This window comes from Geobacter sp. AOG1 (assembly GCF_019972315.1).
GTDB lineage: Bacteria > Desulfobacterota > Desulfuromonadia > Geobacterales > Geobacteraceae > Geomobilimonas.
In genome coordinates this window covers 2,549,577-2,565,882 of sequence record NZ_BLIZ01000001.1, presented here as the reverse complement: position 1 = coordinate 2,565,882, position 16,306 = coordinate 2,549,577, and the positions used below count along the sequence as shown (strand labels likewise).

Below are 16,306 nucleotides of genomic sequence, written 5' to 3'. Positions count from 1 at the left end.
ATTTCATTAAGAACAAGTTGTCAAAAAGCGTATACTGTATACATTTTTTTCGCTCATTTGTCAATTCCTTATGTTGTCACTTTCCCAACATTGTTTGCGAGCTTTAATACACAACGAGCGTGGTTTCGTCATTGGATGGTTACACAGCAGATTGGGTTGGGCAGTAAATTGCGGGGGAAGGGAACCGATCATGGAGACAGATGGATTCTCCATGACCGGGCAAGATGATCGAATCAGGTAATAGTTATGCCGTGTACGTTGAATTGTCGAAGGCAAGGAGCGGAAACATGATGAAGCCAAAGAAGCAGAGAAGCACCCCGTAAAGAGGGCTCTTGTTGAACTTCTGTGCTAGGGAAAGACAGACGAGCAGATAGAAAATGAACCCGATAAGCGGCACGAATATGATGATCAGAAACCACCACCAGGCTTTTCCGGCAATCAACACCAGGACGTACAGATTATAGATTGGAATGAGAGCCTTCCAGCCTGCCTCCCCCGCCTTTTCAAAAACCCGCCACATGGCAGCTATCATGATAATCACCAGTAACAGTGGCACCAGCATAAACGTCAAACCAAAACCCAGCCCTGCAGCTTCCGTCATTGCGGCAGGAGCAGGTATAACCGGGGAAGGAACCGGTTGCGGTGGCGCCGGCTTGGCAGCGGCAGCGGTTACGGGTGCCGGTTTAACAGGAGTTGGCGTAGAAGGTGTGCCTGCACCAGGAACTTGCTTGACACCCGGTGTTGCAGCCGCCGCGCCAGGTGAGCCGGCAGGAGGATTCGTCGTTTTCGGAGAAGCAGACGTCGAGGGAGCCGGTTTGGCAGATGACTGCGTGGCTGCCGCACTTTCGGATGGTGCGTCTGCAGCAGACCCGGCTGTCTCCGCCGGTTGCTCCTCGCTAAGTGCAACTGTCTTGGCTTTCTTTACCGGCCGCGCGCGGAACGTCTTCTTGACATTGACCTCGCCCGGAGCAAACTCCAGCAATACGTCACGATTGACCTCGACATAGACCGTATCCTTGCTCCGCCAGAATGACTGGCACTGCACAACCGACCCGTCCTTCAGGAACACTCGGGCAGCCAGTGCATCCGATGCGATGAAAACGGCAAGCGCTACTACCAGACACCAAATTTTTTTCATGGCAAAGCCTCCTGTACAGGATGTCACGTCAACAACAGGACAAAACAGCACTAAAAAACAAAAAAAGCCACCCTGCCGGCTTCGTAACCGGCGTGGGTGGCATAAGACCGAGAAAGCACACATAGTGGCTCATACAAGCATGCCCCGCGCTACCGCATCGTCATCCAACGGAATTTCCGACTGGGTTCCCGCATCCATATTTTTCAGAACAGCCATTCCCCTGGTTAGTTCGTCCTCTCCCACAATCAACGTGAAACGGCTCTTGAACTTGTCAGAACGCCGCATCTGACTCTTCAGGCTCTTCCCTTCGTAATCGATTTCTACCGAAATCCCGCGTCGCTGGAGGGCACACATGAGGCTGAACGCCCGTTCCTGTGCAGGTTCGCCGAGAGCGGCAACGAACAGGTCGGGACGCTTGCGGAATTCCCGATCTGCCAGGAGCAGTGCTACACGCTCCACCCCCATGGCAAAACCGATGCCTGGCAAGGAAGGGCCGCCAAGGTCGGCGATGAGGCCGTCGTAGCGACCTCCCGCCGCCACCGCACTCTGGGCGCCCAGAAGCGTTGTCACCAGTTCAAAGGTCGTCCGGGTGTAATAATCGAGTCCCCGCACCATACGGGAATTGATGGTGTATGAGGTACCGACACCATCGAGGTGACGGCGGACTGCACCGAAATGCGCTTCGCACTCTCCGCAGAGATGGTCGAGTACCGACGGTGCCCCGACGGTCGCCTCTTTGCAGCCGGCGGCCTTGCAGTCGAGAGCCCGGAGTGGGTTGGTTTCCAGTCGCCGTTTGCAGTCGTCGCAGAGTTTATCGAGCCTGTCGCGGAGGAAATCTGTGAGGGCTTTGCGGTATGCCGGGCGACAGGCAGGACAGCCAAGTGAATTTATCTGCAGGGAGGGTTCCGTCAAACCGAGTTCTGCGAAAAAGTGACAGAGCATGGTCAGCACCTGGGCATCGACCTTGGGGTCGTTCACCCCGGTCACTTCGGCGCCGATCTGATGAAATTGGCGATAGCGCCCCTTCTGGGGGCGTTCGTAGCGGAACATGGGACCCATGTAATAGAGTTTGGCAACCTGGTCAGCCGCATAGAGCTTATGCTCGATAAAGGCACGCATCACCGACGCCGTCCCCTCAGGCCGCATGGTGACACGGTTTTCACCCTTGTCGACAAAGGAGTACATCTCCTTTTCCACGATGTCGGTTGCATCTCCTATGGAGCGGCTGAAAAGTTCCGTTTTTTCCAGAATAGGAACCCTGATCTCGGCAAAACCGTACAGCTCGAAAACCCGACGCGCAGCGGCCTCGATATGCTGCCACTTTTCCACCTCGCCAGGGAGGATGTCGTTAAAACCCTTGATACCGTTGATTGCCACGTCTCTGATGCTCCTTCACTACTCGATGCTATTCCGCTGTGCGCGGAGAGAGATAGAATACCATGTTCTTTCCGCTGGACTTCCCCCGATACATGGCTCGGTCCGCCAGTTCCAGCAGTTCGGTCTTGGTTTTCGCATCGTCCGGGAAACAGGCATAACCGAGACTGGCAGTAAGCTTGATGGTATATCCCTCATTGGCAAGAAAATCGTGGGCCTCTATGGAGCGACGGATACGTTCGGCAACGGTGGCAGCTCCCCCCACCCCTGTTTCCACCAATATCACGGTATACTCGTCACCACCATAGCGCATGACGGAATCCACTTCGCGGACCGACTTCTTGAGAAGGGTTCCGACTTCCTTAAGCACCTTACTCCCGACCAAATGGCCATGACAGTCATTGACATTCTTGAACAGATCGAGGTCGAGAAACAAGACCGACAGAGCCGACCCGTAACGTTCGGCACGCTTAAGCTCTCTCTCCAAGGCAATTTCCAGGTAGCGGTAGTTGAAAAGGCCGGTCAGTTCGTCAATGTAAAGCAGATTTTTCGCGCTGGTAAAGCGGGCCGCGTTTTCAAAAGCCAGCGATGCTTGATCTATGAGAAAATTGAGGTTTTTAGAATTGATGACACTCGGGAAATCACATCCGGCTTCATTGAAAAATATGATGGCACCCTGCAACATGTTCTTGAACCGGAGCGACAGAATCATCGCATCGTTCACCCCGTCGGCCGTGCTGTTGTCGGGTAGCATCCCCGCAGGCACGAAGTTGTGGAGACGGATGAAATTGTCGGCCTTATTGTCGTGTATATCAAAATTAGCCAGGGCAGTTTCACCCAGCAGGGAGCCGGTTGCTTCGTCAAACCCCCTCACCTCTTTCATTTCCAGAAGGTCGGAACCTTCGAGGAAATAGGCCACCCCGCGCGAAAGGCCGATCTCCTTCGCCAGGGCATCGAGAACAAGCGAATGGAGGCGTTCCATGTCGAGACAGTTGGCAATGGTCTGACTGACCTGGAACAGGTTCACGAGCTCTTTCAACTCGTGGTTTTCATCCAGGAGACGTCGCTGTTCGATACAGAGAGCCACCGAGTGCTTCAATTCCTCGTTATTGATCGGCTTGACGAGATAATCGCGGGCACCGTTTTTCAAGGCGTACACCGCAGTCTCCAGGTTGCCGTGACCGGTGACCATGATCACTTCGATGGCAGGATCCTTTTGTTTGACCCTCGACAGGATATCGAGGCCCGAGACATCCTTCATGACAAGGTCGGTCACAACCACGTGATAATAACACTGCTCAAGTTTTTCCAGCGCCTCCTCACCGGACGACGCAACGTCCACATCATAGCCTTCTTCGCGAAGCAGATCGGAAAATACTTCCCGGAAAAAACCGTCATCCTCTACGACGAGAATCCTTTCCATGCAGCGGCTCTCCTGAATACAAATATGAAACGAGATATTATTTATAAACTAACTGTAATTCGACTGGTTAAAGTATCAGATTATTTAGAACAGTGTCAATTAAAATGCCCTGCCAACGTTGCAATACTGGCACCTTCTCCCCGTGCGTCACACTCCATTTCAATGGTACCATCAAGATCGGTTCTGAAAACCGTTATGCCGTTTCGCAGGAAATTTGAAACAGTCTCGGGGGCGGGAAGATGAAAGCTGTTGCCGTAACCGGCCGATATGACGGCGTAGTGGGGAGTTGCCGACTTGAGGAAAGGGAGGGATGATGAAAATCTGCTGCCATGGTGGGCCACCTTAAGCATGGTACACTGCACAGCGGCATGTCGCCTGAGCAATTCCGACTCGGTAGCTGCTCCGATATCGCCGGTGAACAGGACGGATGTTGCACCTGCCACCAGACGAAACACCAGCGAACTATCATTTACGTCTCCGGGAAGGTTTCCCCCACTGCCTTCGACCTGGCGGAAAGGGGCGAGCGGTTCTATCTGGATTCCGTCAATGGTGAACGGTCGGGAATCTGCGTTTACTATTCTAGTTTTGACGTTTCGTGCAGTAAGTATTTCTTTAAGGGCAACGTATTCCGGATACGCACTCTTTTCACTCCCCTCCCAGAACTCGCGAACTCTGAAATTATTCGCGACAAAAGCCAGCCCCTGACAATGGTCGGGATGGGGATGGGTCAATACCAGATAATCGATAGTCGATATCCCCATTTTCCAGAGGGCCGGGGCAACGAGTCGTTCCCCCACATCGGACGACCCGCCGCGCGCATTCCCTCCACCATCCACCAGCATGGTTTTCCCGCCAGGAAATCTGATAAGGGTGGCATCCCCCTGACCGACACTGAGAAAACTGATCCGCAATTTCCCTGCGCCGGGATCGGGGAGGCAGAAAAGGTGAACGGTCAGGGCGGCGGTCAACAGCGTCGCCCCTCCGGACCTCAGCCGGCGGTGAGGGATGAAGGTGAAGACTGTCAGGGCAGAAAAGAACAGCAAGAGGTCGGTCCGGTCGGGATTGACAAAAGTCCCGACGGGAATCCTGGAGAGATGGAGTATGAACCAGTCCGAGATTTTTATCAGGAATGCCGCTCCGAGGAAAAGAAATTTTGCCATAGAGGGGGCTAGATAGACGAATGGCAGCGCGGAAAACCCGAGAACTACCGCGCCGTAACCCATGAGCGGCACGATAATAAAATTGCTCACCAGCCCCGTCATGGAAACCCGGTGAAAATAATAGGCGACAGGGACGAGGGTAACGAGGGTGGCGGCGACGGACACGAAGAAGAAGAGAAGCCCCTTTTCCGCAACACTGCCGATCTTGCCGGCAAAGGGTCGGTTAAAGAGTGGGACAAGTACCAGTATCCCCCAGATTGCAAGAAAGGAGAGTTGGAATGACAGATCGAAAATGGCGGGCGGATGTATCCCAAGGATAACCAGGGCCGCCAGGAGGAGCGAATTGAGCGGGTCGGTCTCCCTCTGGAGCGCCAGGGCTATCACATACACGGCAATGGTGAGAACCGACCGGGCTGTGGCGGGTGCCGCACCGGACAGGAAGAGGTAGAACACCAATACTGGCAGGGTAAAGAGCAGAAGGGTGCGACGCAGATTCAGATGGAGCATGAGAAATTCCGAACTGCGGGTAGCCATGAACAGCAGATGAAACAGGAACAGGGCAATAATGCCGACATGAAAACCGGATATGGAAAGGATATGATTGACACCGCTCCTCGTATAGGCGTCCTCCAGCTCTTTGGGCACCCCTCCCCTCTCACCCAGGAGAACGGCTTTGAGTATGCCGTTCTCGGGACGGGGCACCACCGTGTCAACAAAACGCCCCAACTCTCGTGCAACTGCGTCAACCCTTTGTTGCAGAGGATAGGCAACGCCACGGCGGGTGAGGATGACGTCCTCTCCGGTAGCAACAAATCCGGTGGCAAAGATGTCGCGGTACGCCAGATACCGGGGATAATCGAATTCGCCGGGGATGCCGTAGTTCCGTGGCAGTTTGGTGCGCACACGACATCGCACCCGGTCACCGGTCAGAATATCATCACCACCTCCATTGATGAACAGAAGGAGTTTTCCGGTGAGCGGTTTGACGGAGTCCCCATCGACGAAACCTTCGGACTGGACGAGCAGCCTCCACCCCTTGTCAGTCATTTCGGGGCGCGCCACAACTACCCCTTCCATGACGGTGGGTTCGCTGGCTTGGAGATTGGCTACATGGGAGGGAGGGAGATTGGGATGAAGGTATGGCTGGAGTGAAAGATTTCCCAGCAGAAAGATGAAGGTGAACAGGACCGTGTGAAACAGCAGACTGCGGGCACAAAACGCTGAGAGCAATGCAACTGCCAGCAACGGCAGCAGAAACTGTGCGGAGAGACACATATCGGCAATGCCAGCAACAACGAGGCCGCCGATGAACGCAAACAGGGGAAGCAGAAGTGGCCGTTCCATTGACGCCTGCCTTCCTAACTTCTCATCGTGGAACAGCCGTCCGTTTCCCACAGCTGTTGCTCCATGACTATTCTACATTTCCCCACGCCCCCTCCACAACCATGAAAACATGCTAATACAATCCTGTATAACACAGCTCACGCGCGTTGCCTAGCACAAGGAAACCTCGATTGACAATCCCCGCGGAACCGCTACTATTGGAACAGAAATTCACAGGAGGAAGGGCAATGAAGAGGCTTGCACTCATGCTTGTCGTGCTTATGCACGTAACCGCTTGCACCCAGGTGATCAGCGAATCGGGACGGAAGCTTGCCGACCCGGCCATCCCCTACGAAAAGCTCAAGCAGAATCCGGACGGCTACATCGGCAAGAATGTCATACTTGGAGGAAAAATCGCTGCCGTTAGTAATGCAAAGGACGGAGGGACCCTTGAAGTGGTCCAGATGGAACTCGATGGCCACTACTACCCGGAAGATACCATGTTTTCAGGTGGCCGCTTCCTCGCCACAAGCACCGATTTTCTTGACCGGATGATCTATGCGCCGGGGCGGTTGGTAACCGTGATGGGAGAAATTAAAGGGAAACGAGTCAAGATGCTTGACGAGGTCGAGTACAGCTACCCGGTCATCGCCATCCGGGAAATCCATGCCTGGCGGAGCACCGGTACCGATAATCTTTACACCAATCCTTACCCCTACTATTATCACGATCCGTATTACTACGGCTATGATACCGGCCCCACACCGTTTCGCCCCCCTGGACCACCGATGTTCAAGTAATATAGGAAAAGGCGGGGTATCTCCCCGCCTTTTCCTATATTTGGCCAATGTAATTCAAATCTCATCCCCAGCAAGAGCTATTTCATCATCATCTCCATCAACCGGAATCCCTCCACCAGCATGAGGCCGGTCTTGAGCGCTTCGTCTTCGTCGTACCCTCCAACAGCAGGGTTTTCCCGCTCTTCCCCGCCGTATATGATGAAGGGGACCGGCTCGGAGGTGTGTGTCATAAGCCGAAGCGGCGTCGGGTGGTCCGGGGTGCAGAGAATCCGGTACTCGCCAAACTGCCGCATCCCTTCCAGTACAGGCCCCACCACCAGGGCATCGAAATCCTCGATTGCCTTCAGCTTGTGCTCCAGGTTGCCTCCGTGGGCAGCCTCGTCGGGCGCCTCCACATGCAGGTAGACATAGTCATGGCTCTGAAGAGCCGTAAGCGCTGCCTCGGCCTTGCCACGGTAATTGGTATCGATGTAGCCGGTAGCACCGGGCACCCTTATGATGTCCAAACCGGCATAGATACCAATGCCGCGGATCAGGTCCACCGCCGAAATGACCGCCCCGCTCAGGCCGAAGCGCTCCTTGTACGTTTCCATGCGGGGCGAACGGCCATGCCCCCAAAGCCAGATGGAGTTTGCCGGCAGCTTGCCCTCTTCCATGCGTTGTTTGTTGACAGGGTGCCGACTCATGACCATCTGGGAGGAATTCATCAGACAGATAAGTTTGTCCGCACCATCTCCCCGGGGAAAGTAATCGAGGATGCTCTTGCCGGTGATGTCGTGGGGGGGGGTTGACGTAAGCTTGTCCCTGCCGTTGCGCCAGACCAGCAGGTGCCGGTAGCCGACGCCGGGGAAGAACTGGAACTCGTCATCACCCAACTGTCGTTGCAGATCGTCAATCAGTTCCCTCGCTTCTTCGGTGGAGATATGGCCGGCCGAATAATCCTGCATAATGAGGGTGGTTCCCGTCGGTTTGAGGTTAACCATGTTGACCCGGAACGCCACGTCACCGCTTCCCAGATTGACACCCATGCTGGCTGCCTCCAGGGGGGAACGACCGGTGTAGCAGCTCCGCGGATCGTAGCCGAATACCGAAAGATTGGCCACGTCACTGCCGGGAGGAAGACCGGGCGGGACCGTTCTGACGAGGCCGAACTTTCCCCGCCTTGCCATGTAATCCATGTGGGGGGTTCTGGCCGCTTGCAGCGGGGTCTTGTCACCCAATTGGGGCAACTTCTCGTCCGACATGCCGTCGCCGAGCAGTACGATGTATTTCATAATTTTATGCATTCCTTTCAAATGGTGTTCAATAGCAAAGTTACGTGATCGCCGTTATCCGCGGGGGTGGAATTCCTCATGGAGACGCTTCAATCGCTCCCGGGTGACATGGGTATATATCTGGGTGGTGGACAGGTCGGCATGACCGAGCATCATCTGGACACTCCGCAGATCTGCCCCATTTTCCAGCAGGTGGGTGGCGAAGGAGTGACGAAGGGTGTGAGGCGAAATATTCTTGTGTATCCCCGCCTCCTGCGCCCGTTTCTTGATGATGTTCCAGAACGCCTGCCGACTCATGGGTCCACCGAGACGACTGAGGAACAGATACGGGCAGCCCCCCCGCCGGTCAAGACTGTTCCTGACCGCCCCGACATATTCACGCAGGACACTGCGCGACGATTCACCCAGTGGGACAAGCCGCTCTTTCGAACCTTTCCCCATAGTGAGGAGATAGCCGGCATCCAGATTTACGTCACGCACCCTCAACCCCACCAGTTCCGACACCCGCAAACCTGTCGCATAGAGGACTTCCAGCATAGCCCGGTCTCGCAGCGGCAGCCAGTCGGTACCTGCCGGCGCGGCGAGGAGACTCTCGACTTCCCGGCCGCTCAGGATTGACGGTAATTTGCCCATGACCTTCGGCGCCTCTATGATGGAAGTCGGATTGGTGTCGGCGTACTGTTCCACCTGCAGGAACCGGTGAAACATCCGGACTGCCGAGAGAGCTCTTGCACGGCTGCGGGGTGCGAGGCCAGCATCTTTTTCCCGGGCAATGAAGGCCGCCACGTCAAGAGGCCGGATCCGGTCGACCGCCGTGCACCCCTCTGTCGTCAGAAATTCGAGATATTTCCCGATATCCCGACTGTACGCCTCGAGGGTGTGTGCCGCCAGCCCCTTTTCCACCAGCAGATAATTCAGGAACAAATCCAGGTAGTGGTGCATGGCATCACTCGTCAATAGCGGCCAGAAGCCGCCCCTTGATCTCCTCCAGTTTTTCCGGGCTGGTCACCTTGTGGCCGAAAATGTCCTTTACGTAGAATACGTCCGCCACCTGGTCCACCTTGGTGGATATCTTTGAGACGCCGATATAGAGCCCCATGTCGGTAAGGGAACTGGTGATCCGGTACAACAGTCCGACCTTGTCATGGGTGTATACGTCGATGACGGTGTAGTCCTCCGACACATCATTGTCTATTTCGACCCGGGATGGAAACCGCGGCTTCGGCCGGTCCGCCAGCAGGGTTGGCCGCTGCCGCTTCTCCACCAGCGTTCCCACATTTATTTTACCCGTAAGAACCCGGAGCATGTCATCCTCGGCCTTTTTCCAGCGGCTTTCATCGGTGATGACGAATCCTTGGGGGGAATTGACCTGGAGCACATCGAGCGCCTTGCCGTTCCGGCTCGTATGTATCTGGGCACCAAGGATATTCATGCCGTTTGCCGCCATGACCCCGGTTATCTTAGCAAACAGCCCGGGTACGTCGAGGGTGCATATGGTAAAGGTGCTGTAATTGCGCTCCATGTCATGGTCAACCCGAATCACCATGGTCTGTTCTTCAAGGGACAGGAGAATACGGACGTGCTCGGCGATCACCGCCGGAGGATTGGCCAGCAGATGGCGAGTCGTGATGGCCTTCAGCTCCTCTTTCACCACCAGCGGTGGATAGTCGTTTTCCAAGAGTTCGACGACACACCTCTTGACCTTTTTCACCCGCTCGCTGCTCGCTTCGAACCGGAAATCTCCCCGTTCCAGCACCTGAAAAGCCTTCTCATAGAGTTCCTGCATAAGAAGCGCCTTCCATTCGGTCCAGACGTCCGGCCCCACCCCCTTGATGTCCGCATAGGTAAGCAGATAGAGCATCTTCAGATTTTCGCTTTTTCCCATCTGGCGGGCAAACTGGATGATCATCTTTTCATCGTGCAGATCGCGACGCTGTGCGATATGGGCAAAGAGGAGGTGAGTCCCCACCAGAAATTCCAGCCGTTCGCTGTCTTCCTTGCTCAACCCCATCCGCCGGGCAATGGTCGGTACCATTGCGGCCCCTTTCTCCGCATGGCCTCCCCCTTCCCCCTTTCCCATATCGTGGAGCAGCACCCCGAGAAACAGGAGTTCCCGCTTATCCACCTCTTGGACCAGCTGGGTCAACAGGGGGAGTTCGTCACGATGCTCACCTTTCCAGAGGAGAAAGAGTTCCTCCACACAGAACAGAGAATGGGTATCCACGGTGTAGATATGGTAGAGGTCATGCTGAACCTTGCAGAAAATCCGTTCGAATTCGGGGATGAACCGGTTGAGAAATTCCAGATGGTGCATCAACTTGAGGGTTTCAGGAACCCCCTTGTCGGAGCGGAGAATATTGAAGAACGAAGTATTCACATCGCGGTTACGTCGAAACTTGTCATTCACCAGATCGAGGCTGCGTCTGATCAGCCCTTTCACCTTTATGTTGAGGGAGACCCCGTGTTTCTGGGCGTACTCGAAAATCTTCATGAGTCGGGTCGGGTCCTTCTCGACCACCGCTTCATCGGGGATGATCAGTTCCCCTTTGAGGACGTAAAACCCCTCCCCGACCGGCCGTCGAGTGAAGTAGCCAAGTAGCCTGCTGGCTCCCTCTTCGCGCCAGACACACTTGGATATGAGCATGGAAGAAAAATGCTCGACCCGCGCCGCATGGAGATAATAATCCCGCATGAACTCCTCGACAGCCAGTACTTTTCCGTTGTCCCGGTAGTCGAGGAACTGGGCGAGTTGAGTTTGGGCGACGAAGGTTAACTGGTCGTTCTTCCGCCCGGCCAGATAGTGCAGCTCGTTGCGAAGTCTCCAGAGATAGTCGAGGGAGGCGTGGTAGAGCGCCAGGTCCTCTTCCGTGACAACCCCCTTGATGATGAGTTCCTGGGGCTCATCGATCTTGAATTTTATCTTAGCCACCCACATGGCGGAGTGGAGGTCCCGCAGCCCCCCTTCACTCTCTTTTATGTTCGGCTCCAAGGTGTACACCGTCGAGCCGTACTTTTCGCGCCTTTTATGGACTTCGGCAAGCTTTTCCTTGATGAAGGTATCGCTCCCCTTGGAAAGAACCTGGGTCAGCATCACCTTCTGGAAATCCTTGAACAGGAGATGGCTTCCCCTCAAGAAACGGGCATCCAGGAGGGCGGTTTTCACCGTCAGGTCAGAACGTGCCATTTCCACACAGTCATTGACGGTCCGCACCGAATACCCTACATCCAGCCGCATGTCCCAGAGGAAGTAGAGGAGTTTCTGGGCAATGTCCTCCACACGCTGCGGATCGCTGCCACTGTAGAGAAACATGAGGTCTATGTCGGAATAGGGATTGAGTTCACCCCGCCCGTACCCGCCGACCGCCACCAGGGTCAGTTGTCCCCTACCATGACGGTTCCCGCCCAGGTCACGAGTTATTGAACTGAACAGTTTCCTGATAAGGGTGTCGGTCATGGTGGTGATATCTTTCACCACGTCTCTGCCGCTTGCCCCTTCCCGGTGTCTTGCCTTGATTTCCTCACGGTAATGGGTGAGGAAATGCTTGCTGGCCGCAAGATAGAGTGGGCGCTTCTCTTCAAAGGTAGCCCGGCCCGCGTCACCGGCAACTTGGGTGCTGTCGGGGAAGTAGCGATTAATATCGAATTCCATAACCCCTCATTGGTATGCTCGACGAGTCACGTCGAACGGCAGCTTTCATTTCATGCTTGACATATACGCCCTGATACCGCCCATTATCCCGGCGGCTGTTGCATCCTGGTATTGCGCGTCCCGCAAGCGTACTTCCTCTTTTTCATTGCTGAGAAACGCGGTCTCCACCAGGATGCTCGGCATGGTGGCCCCCACGAGAACGTAGAAGGGACCCTGCTTGACTCCCAGGTTCTTCACACCTGCATACCCTCCGGATACCTTGTGGTAGAGGGCTTTCTGCACTTCGTCGGCCAGGTGAGCCGAGTCATTGAGCTTGTAGTTGGCCATGAGATCGAACAACACAGCCTGCAGAAGACTCACTTTTTCCAGGCTGGTGCCGTTCTCCTTGGCAGCAAGCTGAGCCGCTTTCTCGGTCTTGGCCAGATTCAGGTAATAGGTTTCGATCCCCGATACATTTCGGTTGAGAGCAGCATTGGCATGGATAGAAACGAACAGATCGGCGCCCACCTTGTTTGCAATGGCCGTCCGTTCCTGCAGCTCCAAAAAAACGTCGGTCGAGCGCGTCATGACGACATCGAGACCCAACTCGTCCCGCAGCAGCTTCGCCAGTTTGAGACCGATCTGGAGGACCACATCTTTCTCTTTCCCTCCATTTGCACCGGATGCCCCCGGATCGTGACCGCCATGACCTGGATCGACCACAATCCGCCGTACCTTGCCGATAACCGGTTTGGGTGGCTTTTTCTGCTCGACGGATTCTGGCTTGACGGTCGGGGCTAAGGGAACAAGGGGAGTCAGTATCGTTTCCCGCGGTTTGGTCAACTCCTCGCGACGGTCTCCCTTCACGTCGATAATGATACGGAAGGGGTCGGAAAAGGTGAATATCTTGAAGTCCTTGATGCTCTCCATGTCGAGGACCACCCGCACCGTGTCGGCACGGTACTGGCCGATCCTGGCCATCTTCAGCAGGCCGTCGCCGATGGGAATGTCTTTAACCCCGGGCGCCACATGGGTCCCCTTGAGGTCGATATAGAGCCGCGGCGGCACCGACGCCTCCCTGATCGCCGGCAACTGGTGATACTCGAACTGCACTTCCCGGTCCACGCTCACAGCAATCCTCGTATAATCGGGATTGGACCAGTAGCGCATGTCACTGACCACTCCCCTGCCGCCAACTGACGGTTCAATCGGGGTGGAAAGCGAGACAGGTTTGCGCTTCTCCACCACAACCTGCTTTTTCACGGCGGATTTCTTGGGCGACTTCACTTTGGCCGTCTTTACGCTCTTTGCCGTCCCGGTTTTATTTTTCTTCTTGGCAACATGCTGTTTCTTATTGGTATCCCCGTCAGGGGAAGTCCGCGCACCAAAAGCTGGATGCGCTATCAGCATACACATTAGACAGAACATTATGAAAAACGCACCGTTACGACGCATGGTTACACCATCCTCTTCAATTCATCCAGTACATTCAGCGCTTCCAGTGGGGTCATGATGGAGAGATTGAGCTCCTTCAACCGCTCGATCACTCTGTCGCCATCCCCACCGAACAGGGAAAGCTGGGGCGAGTGTTTCAGTGGGACATTTTTTCTGCTGCCTGCTATACGGGGCATACCTTCCGCGCTGAATTCACCCTTTTCCAGATTCAGCAGTATCTCCCTGGCCCGCTCGATGACTGTCAGGGGAAGGCCGGCCAGGCGCGCCACCTGGATACCATAGGAATGGGACGCTCCACCCGGGACGATTTTACGGAGAAAGATGATCTGATCGTTCCACTCCCTGACCGCAATGTTGAAGTTCTTGATCCGTCCGCGGGTTACCGCCAGTTCGGTCAATTCGTGGTAATGCGTGGCGAACAGGGTCCTGGCGGCATGGTCGGGGCGATCGTGGAGGTACTCCGCCACTGCCCAAGCGATGGATACTCCATCGAACGTGGAGGTGCCACGCCCGATTTCATCGAGGACCACCAGACTCCGGGGTGTGGCGTCGCGAAGAATCTGGGCGGCCTCCGTCATTTCCACCATGAAGGTTGACTGGCCGCGTGCCAGATTATCCGCCGCTCCCACACGGGTGAAAATCCTGTCCACAACCCCGATCCGCGCCTCGACCGCCGGTACAAAGCTCCCCATCTGGGCCATGAGTACGATCAATGCCACCTGGCGCATAAACGTGGACTTGCCCGCCATGTTCGGCCCCGTGATCATGAGAAGCTGGTTTTCACTGCCATCGAGCAGAACATCATTGGGAACAAACCGCTCTCCCAGGGACATGGCCTCGATGACCGGATGGCGACCGTCCGTTATGGCGATGGCATCCCCTTCATCCACGACGGGACGGCTGTAGCCACGCTCGTGGGCAAGTCCTGCAAGGCTGGCGAGAACATCCAGTGTTGCCAGGCGGTCCGCGGTTCGGGCAATCCTTTCGCTCTGGGCCGCAACCATGACGCGCATCTCCTGGAAAAGTGAGTACTCCAGCTCGGTAATCCGCTCCTCGGCACCCAGCACCTTTTCCTCGTACTCCTTGAGTTCGGGAGTAATGTACCGCTCAGCATTGGCCAGGGTCTGCTTGCGGATGTAGTCCGCGGGGATGCCGGCAAGGTTCGCCCGGGTTACCTCGATATAATAGCCGAAGACTTTGTTGTAACGGATTTTCAGAGAAGTAATGCCGGTCCTCTCCCGCTCCTTCGCCTCCAGCCGGGCGATATACCCTTTCCCTTCCCGACTGATGGAGCGCAGATCGTCCAGTTCAGCATGGTAGCCATCGGCAATGATACCACCGTCACGCAGGGAAAACGGCGGATTATCCACGATCCCGCGGCTAATCAGGCCAACAAGGTCCGTGAGAGGGTCGATTCCATCGACCAGCGACCGGATAAGCGGACTTGACATCGGAAAGAGGACTTCAAGAAGCGACGGAATCCTCTGCAAGGATTCCCGCAGCGCCACCAGATCCTTTGCAGATGCGGAGGCGAGGCTTATCCGTCCGTTCAGGCGCTCCAGGTCATAGACGCCAGTCAGCTGCCCCACGATCTCGCCACGTAAACCGGCAGACAACAACTCCTCGACCGCAACCTGGCGATCCTTTATGTGCGGAAGGCTTATCAGGGGATAGTTAATCCATTGCTTGAGCTTACGCCCCCCCATAGCCGTTACCGTCCGGTCCATAAGGCCGAGAAGCGAGCCACGGCGCTTCCCCTCGCTCATGGTCGCAGTCAGTTCCAGGTTGCGCCGGGCTGTCTCGTCCAGCACCAGGAATTCCCTGGTCTTGTAGGGGGTTATGGTACTGACATGAGCAGCCTTCCCCTTCTGGGTTTCCTCCAGATAATGGAGTACCGCAGCGGCGGCGAGCACTCCCGCCGGAAACCCTTCACAGCCGAGGGCATCCGGAGACTCGACCCCGAACTGGTTGCGGAAGACCCGCCCAGCATAGTCCGTGTCGTAAACCCAGTCATCAACGAACGTAACTATCCGCTCGCCGGTAACACTGGACAGGTCGGCAAGATAACCGTTCTCACGAAACTCAGCAGGCACAAGAATTTCCCGAGGGTTAACGCACGCAGCCTCGGCACATGCCCCGGAGCTTCCATCCAGTTCGGTCAGGCGAAACTCACCGGTAGAAAGGTCGAGATAGGCCACACCCCATGCCTCTCCTGACGTTGCAAACGAAAGGATGTAGTTGTTTTCCTTGGGGGAGAGACAGTCGGCATCGACAACCAGACCGGGGGTGACAACGCGCACCACTTCACGCCGCACGATCCCCTTGACGCTTTTCGGGTCCTCCACCTGTTCACAGATGGCCACCTTTTCGCCGGCTTCGATGAGCTTGGCGATATAGGGATTGGCCGAATGATAGGGGACACCGCAGAGAGGGACGTCGGCACCTTCGGAATTCTTGTTGCGGGACGTGAGTGTTATATCGAGGATGCGGGAGGCCTTGACGGCATCGTCAAGGAACATCTCATAAAAATCACCGAGGCGGAAAAACAGGATGGAATCTGGATGGTCTGCCTTGATTTCGAGATATTGCCGCATCATTGGGGTGAGTTCGGACATAAAGACCCTTTACAGCACGTTTTACAGGCCGTTCATGCTAGCAAATTACACCCTTGAAGTAAAGACACATTGCCGCTAAACGCCACGAAAAAGGCCGACTCCCTTAAGGGGTCAGC

At 55.5% G+C, this 16,306-nt stretch carries 10 protein-coding genes; 1 reads left to right on the top strand and 9 read right to left on the bottom strand.

Translation table 11 applies throughout. The annotated features are described in order from the left end of the window. Positions 1-244 precede the first annotated feature (244 nt). From LDN04_RS11660 to LDN04_RS11645, 4 genes are all read right to left on the bottom strand, one after another. Complete coding sequence (locus LDN04_RS11660; RefSeq protein ID WP_223910544.1) at positions 245-1,138, bottom strand: DUF5684 domain-containing protein; 894 nt, start codon at positions 1,136-1,138, stop codon at positions 245-247. A gap of 129 nt (positions 1,139-1,267) precedes the next feature. Further along, positions 1,268-2,515, bottom strand: coding sequence for a histidine--tRNA ligase (hisS, locus tag LDN04_RS11655; RefSeq protein ID WP_223910541.1), 1,248 nt, complete (start codon positions 2,513-2,515; stop codon positions 1,268-1,270). 28 nt (positions 2,516-2,543) lie between these two features. Next, positions 2,544-3,935, bottom strand: coding sequence for a diguanylate cyclase (locus LDN04_RS11650; protein ID WP_223910537.1), 1,392 nt, complete (start codon positions 3,933-3,935; stop codon positions 2,544-2,546). Positions 3,936-4,030: 95 nt separating this feature from the next. Further along, the gene (locus tag LDN04_RS11645) at positions 4,031-6,439 is read right to left on the bottom strand and encodes a DNA internalization-related competence protein ComEC/Rec2 (protein WP_223910534.1); all 2,409 of its coding nucleotides are present in this window, start codon (positions 6,437-6,439) and stop codon (positions 4,031-4,033) included. A gap of 227 nt (positions 6,440-6,666) precedes the next feature. On the opposite strand from LDN04_RS11645, the gene LDN04_RS11640 reads away from it, so the two are divergent. Continuing rightward, positions 6,667-7,218 carry a Slp family lipoprotein gene (locus LDN04_RS11640; protein WP_223910531.1) on the top strand — a complete coding sequence of 184 codons (552 nt, stop codon included), beginning with the start codon at positions 6,667-6,669 and terminating at the stop codon, positions 7,216-7,218. A gap of 77 nt (positions 7,219-7,295) precedes the next feature. Here the strand turns inward: LDN04_RS11640 and LDN04_RS11635 are convergent, their stop codons facing one another. Genes LDN04_RS11635 through mutS form a run of 5 tightly spaced genes read right to left on the bottom strand, consistent with a single transcriptional unit; the run spans position 7,296 to position 16,190 of the window. Further along, a complete protein-coding gene (locus LDN04_RS11635) occupies positions 7,296-8,492 on the bottom strand; it encodes a cofactor-independent phosphoglycerate mutase (RefSeq protein ID WP_223910528.1) in 1,197 nt (398 codons plus the stop codon). Between the two features lie 54 nt (positions 8,493-8,546). After that, entirely contained in the window at positions 8,547-9,434 is an 888-nt protein-coding gene (gene xerD, locus LDN04_RS11630; protein WP_223910525.1) for a site-specific tyrosine recombinase XerD, read from the bottom strand. A 4-nt stretch (positions 9,435-9,438) separates the two neighbouring features. After that, positions 9,439-12,141, bottom strand: coding sequence for a [protein-PII] uridylyltransferase (gene glnD, locus LDN04_RS11625; RefSeq protein ID WP_223910522.1), 2,703 nt, complete (start codon positions 12,139-12,141; stop codon positions 9,439-9,441). Between the two features lie 45 nt (positions 12,142-12,186). Next, positions 12,187-13,530 (bottom strand): N-acetylmuramoyl-L-alanine amidase, encoded by a 1,344-nt coding sequence (locus tag LDN04_RS11620; RefSeq protein WP_223910519.1) that lies wholly within the window; start codon positions 13,528-13,530, stop codon positions 12,187-12,189. A 47-nt stretch (positions 13,531-13,577) separates the two neighbouring features. Then, complete coding sequence (mutS, locus tag LDN04_RS11615; RefSeq protein ID WP_223910516.1) at positions 13,578-16,190, bottom strand: DNA mismatch repair protein MutS; 2,613 nt, start codon at positions 16,188-16,190, stop codon at positions 13,578-13,580. Between the last annotated feature and the right edge of the window lie 116 nt (positions 16,191-16,306).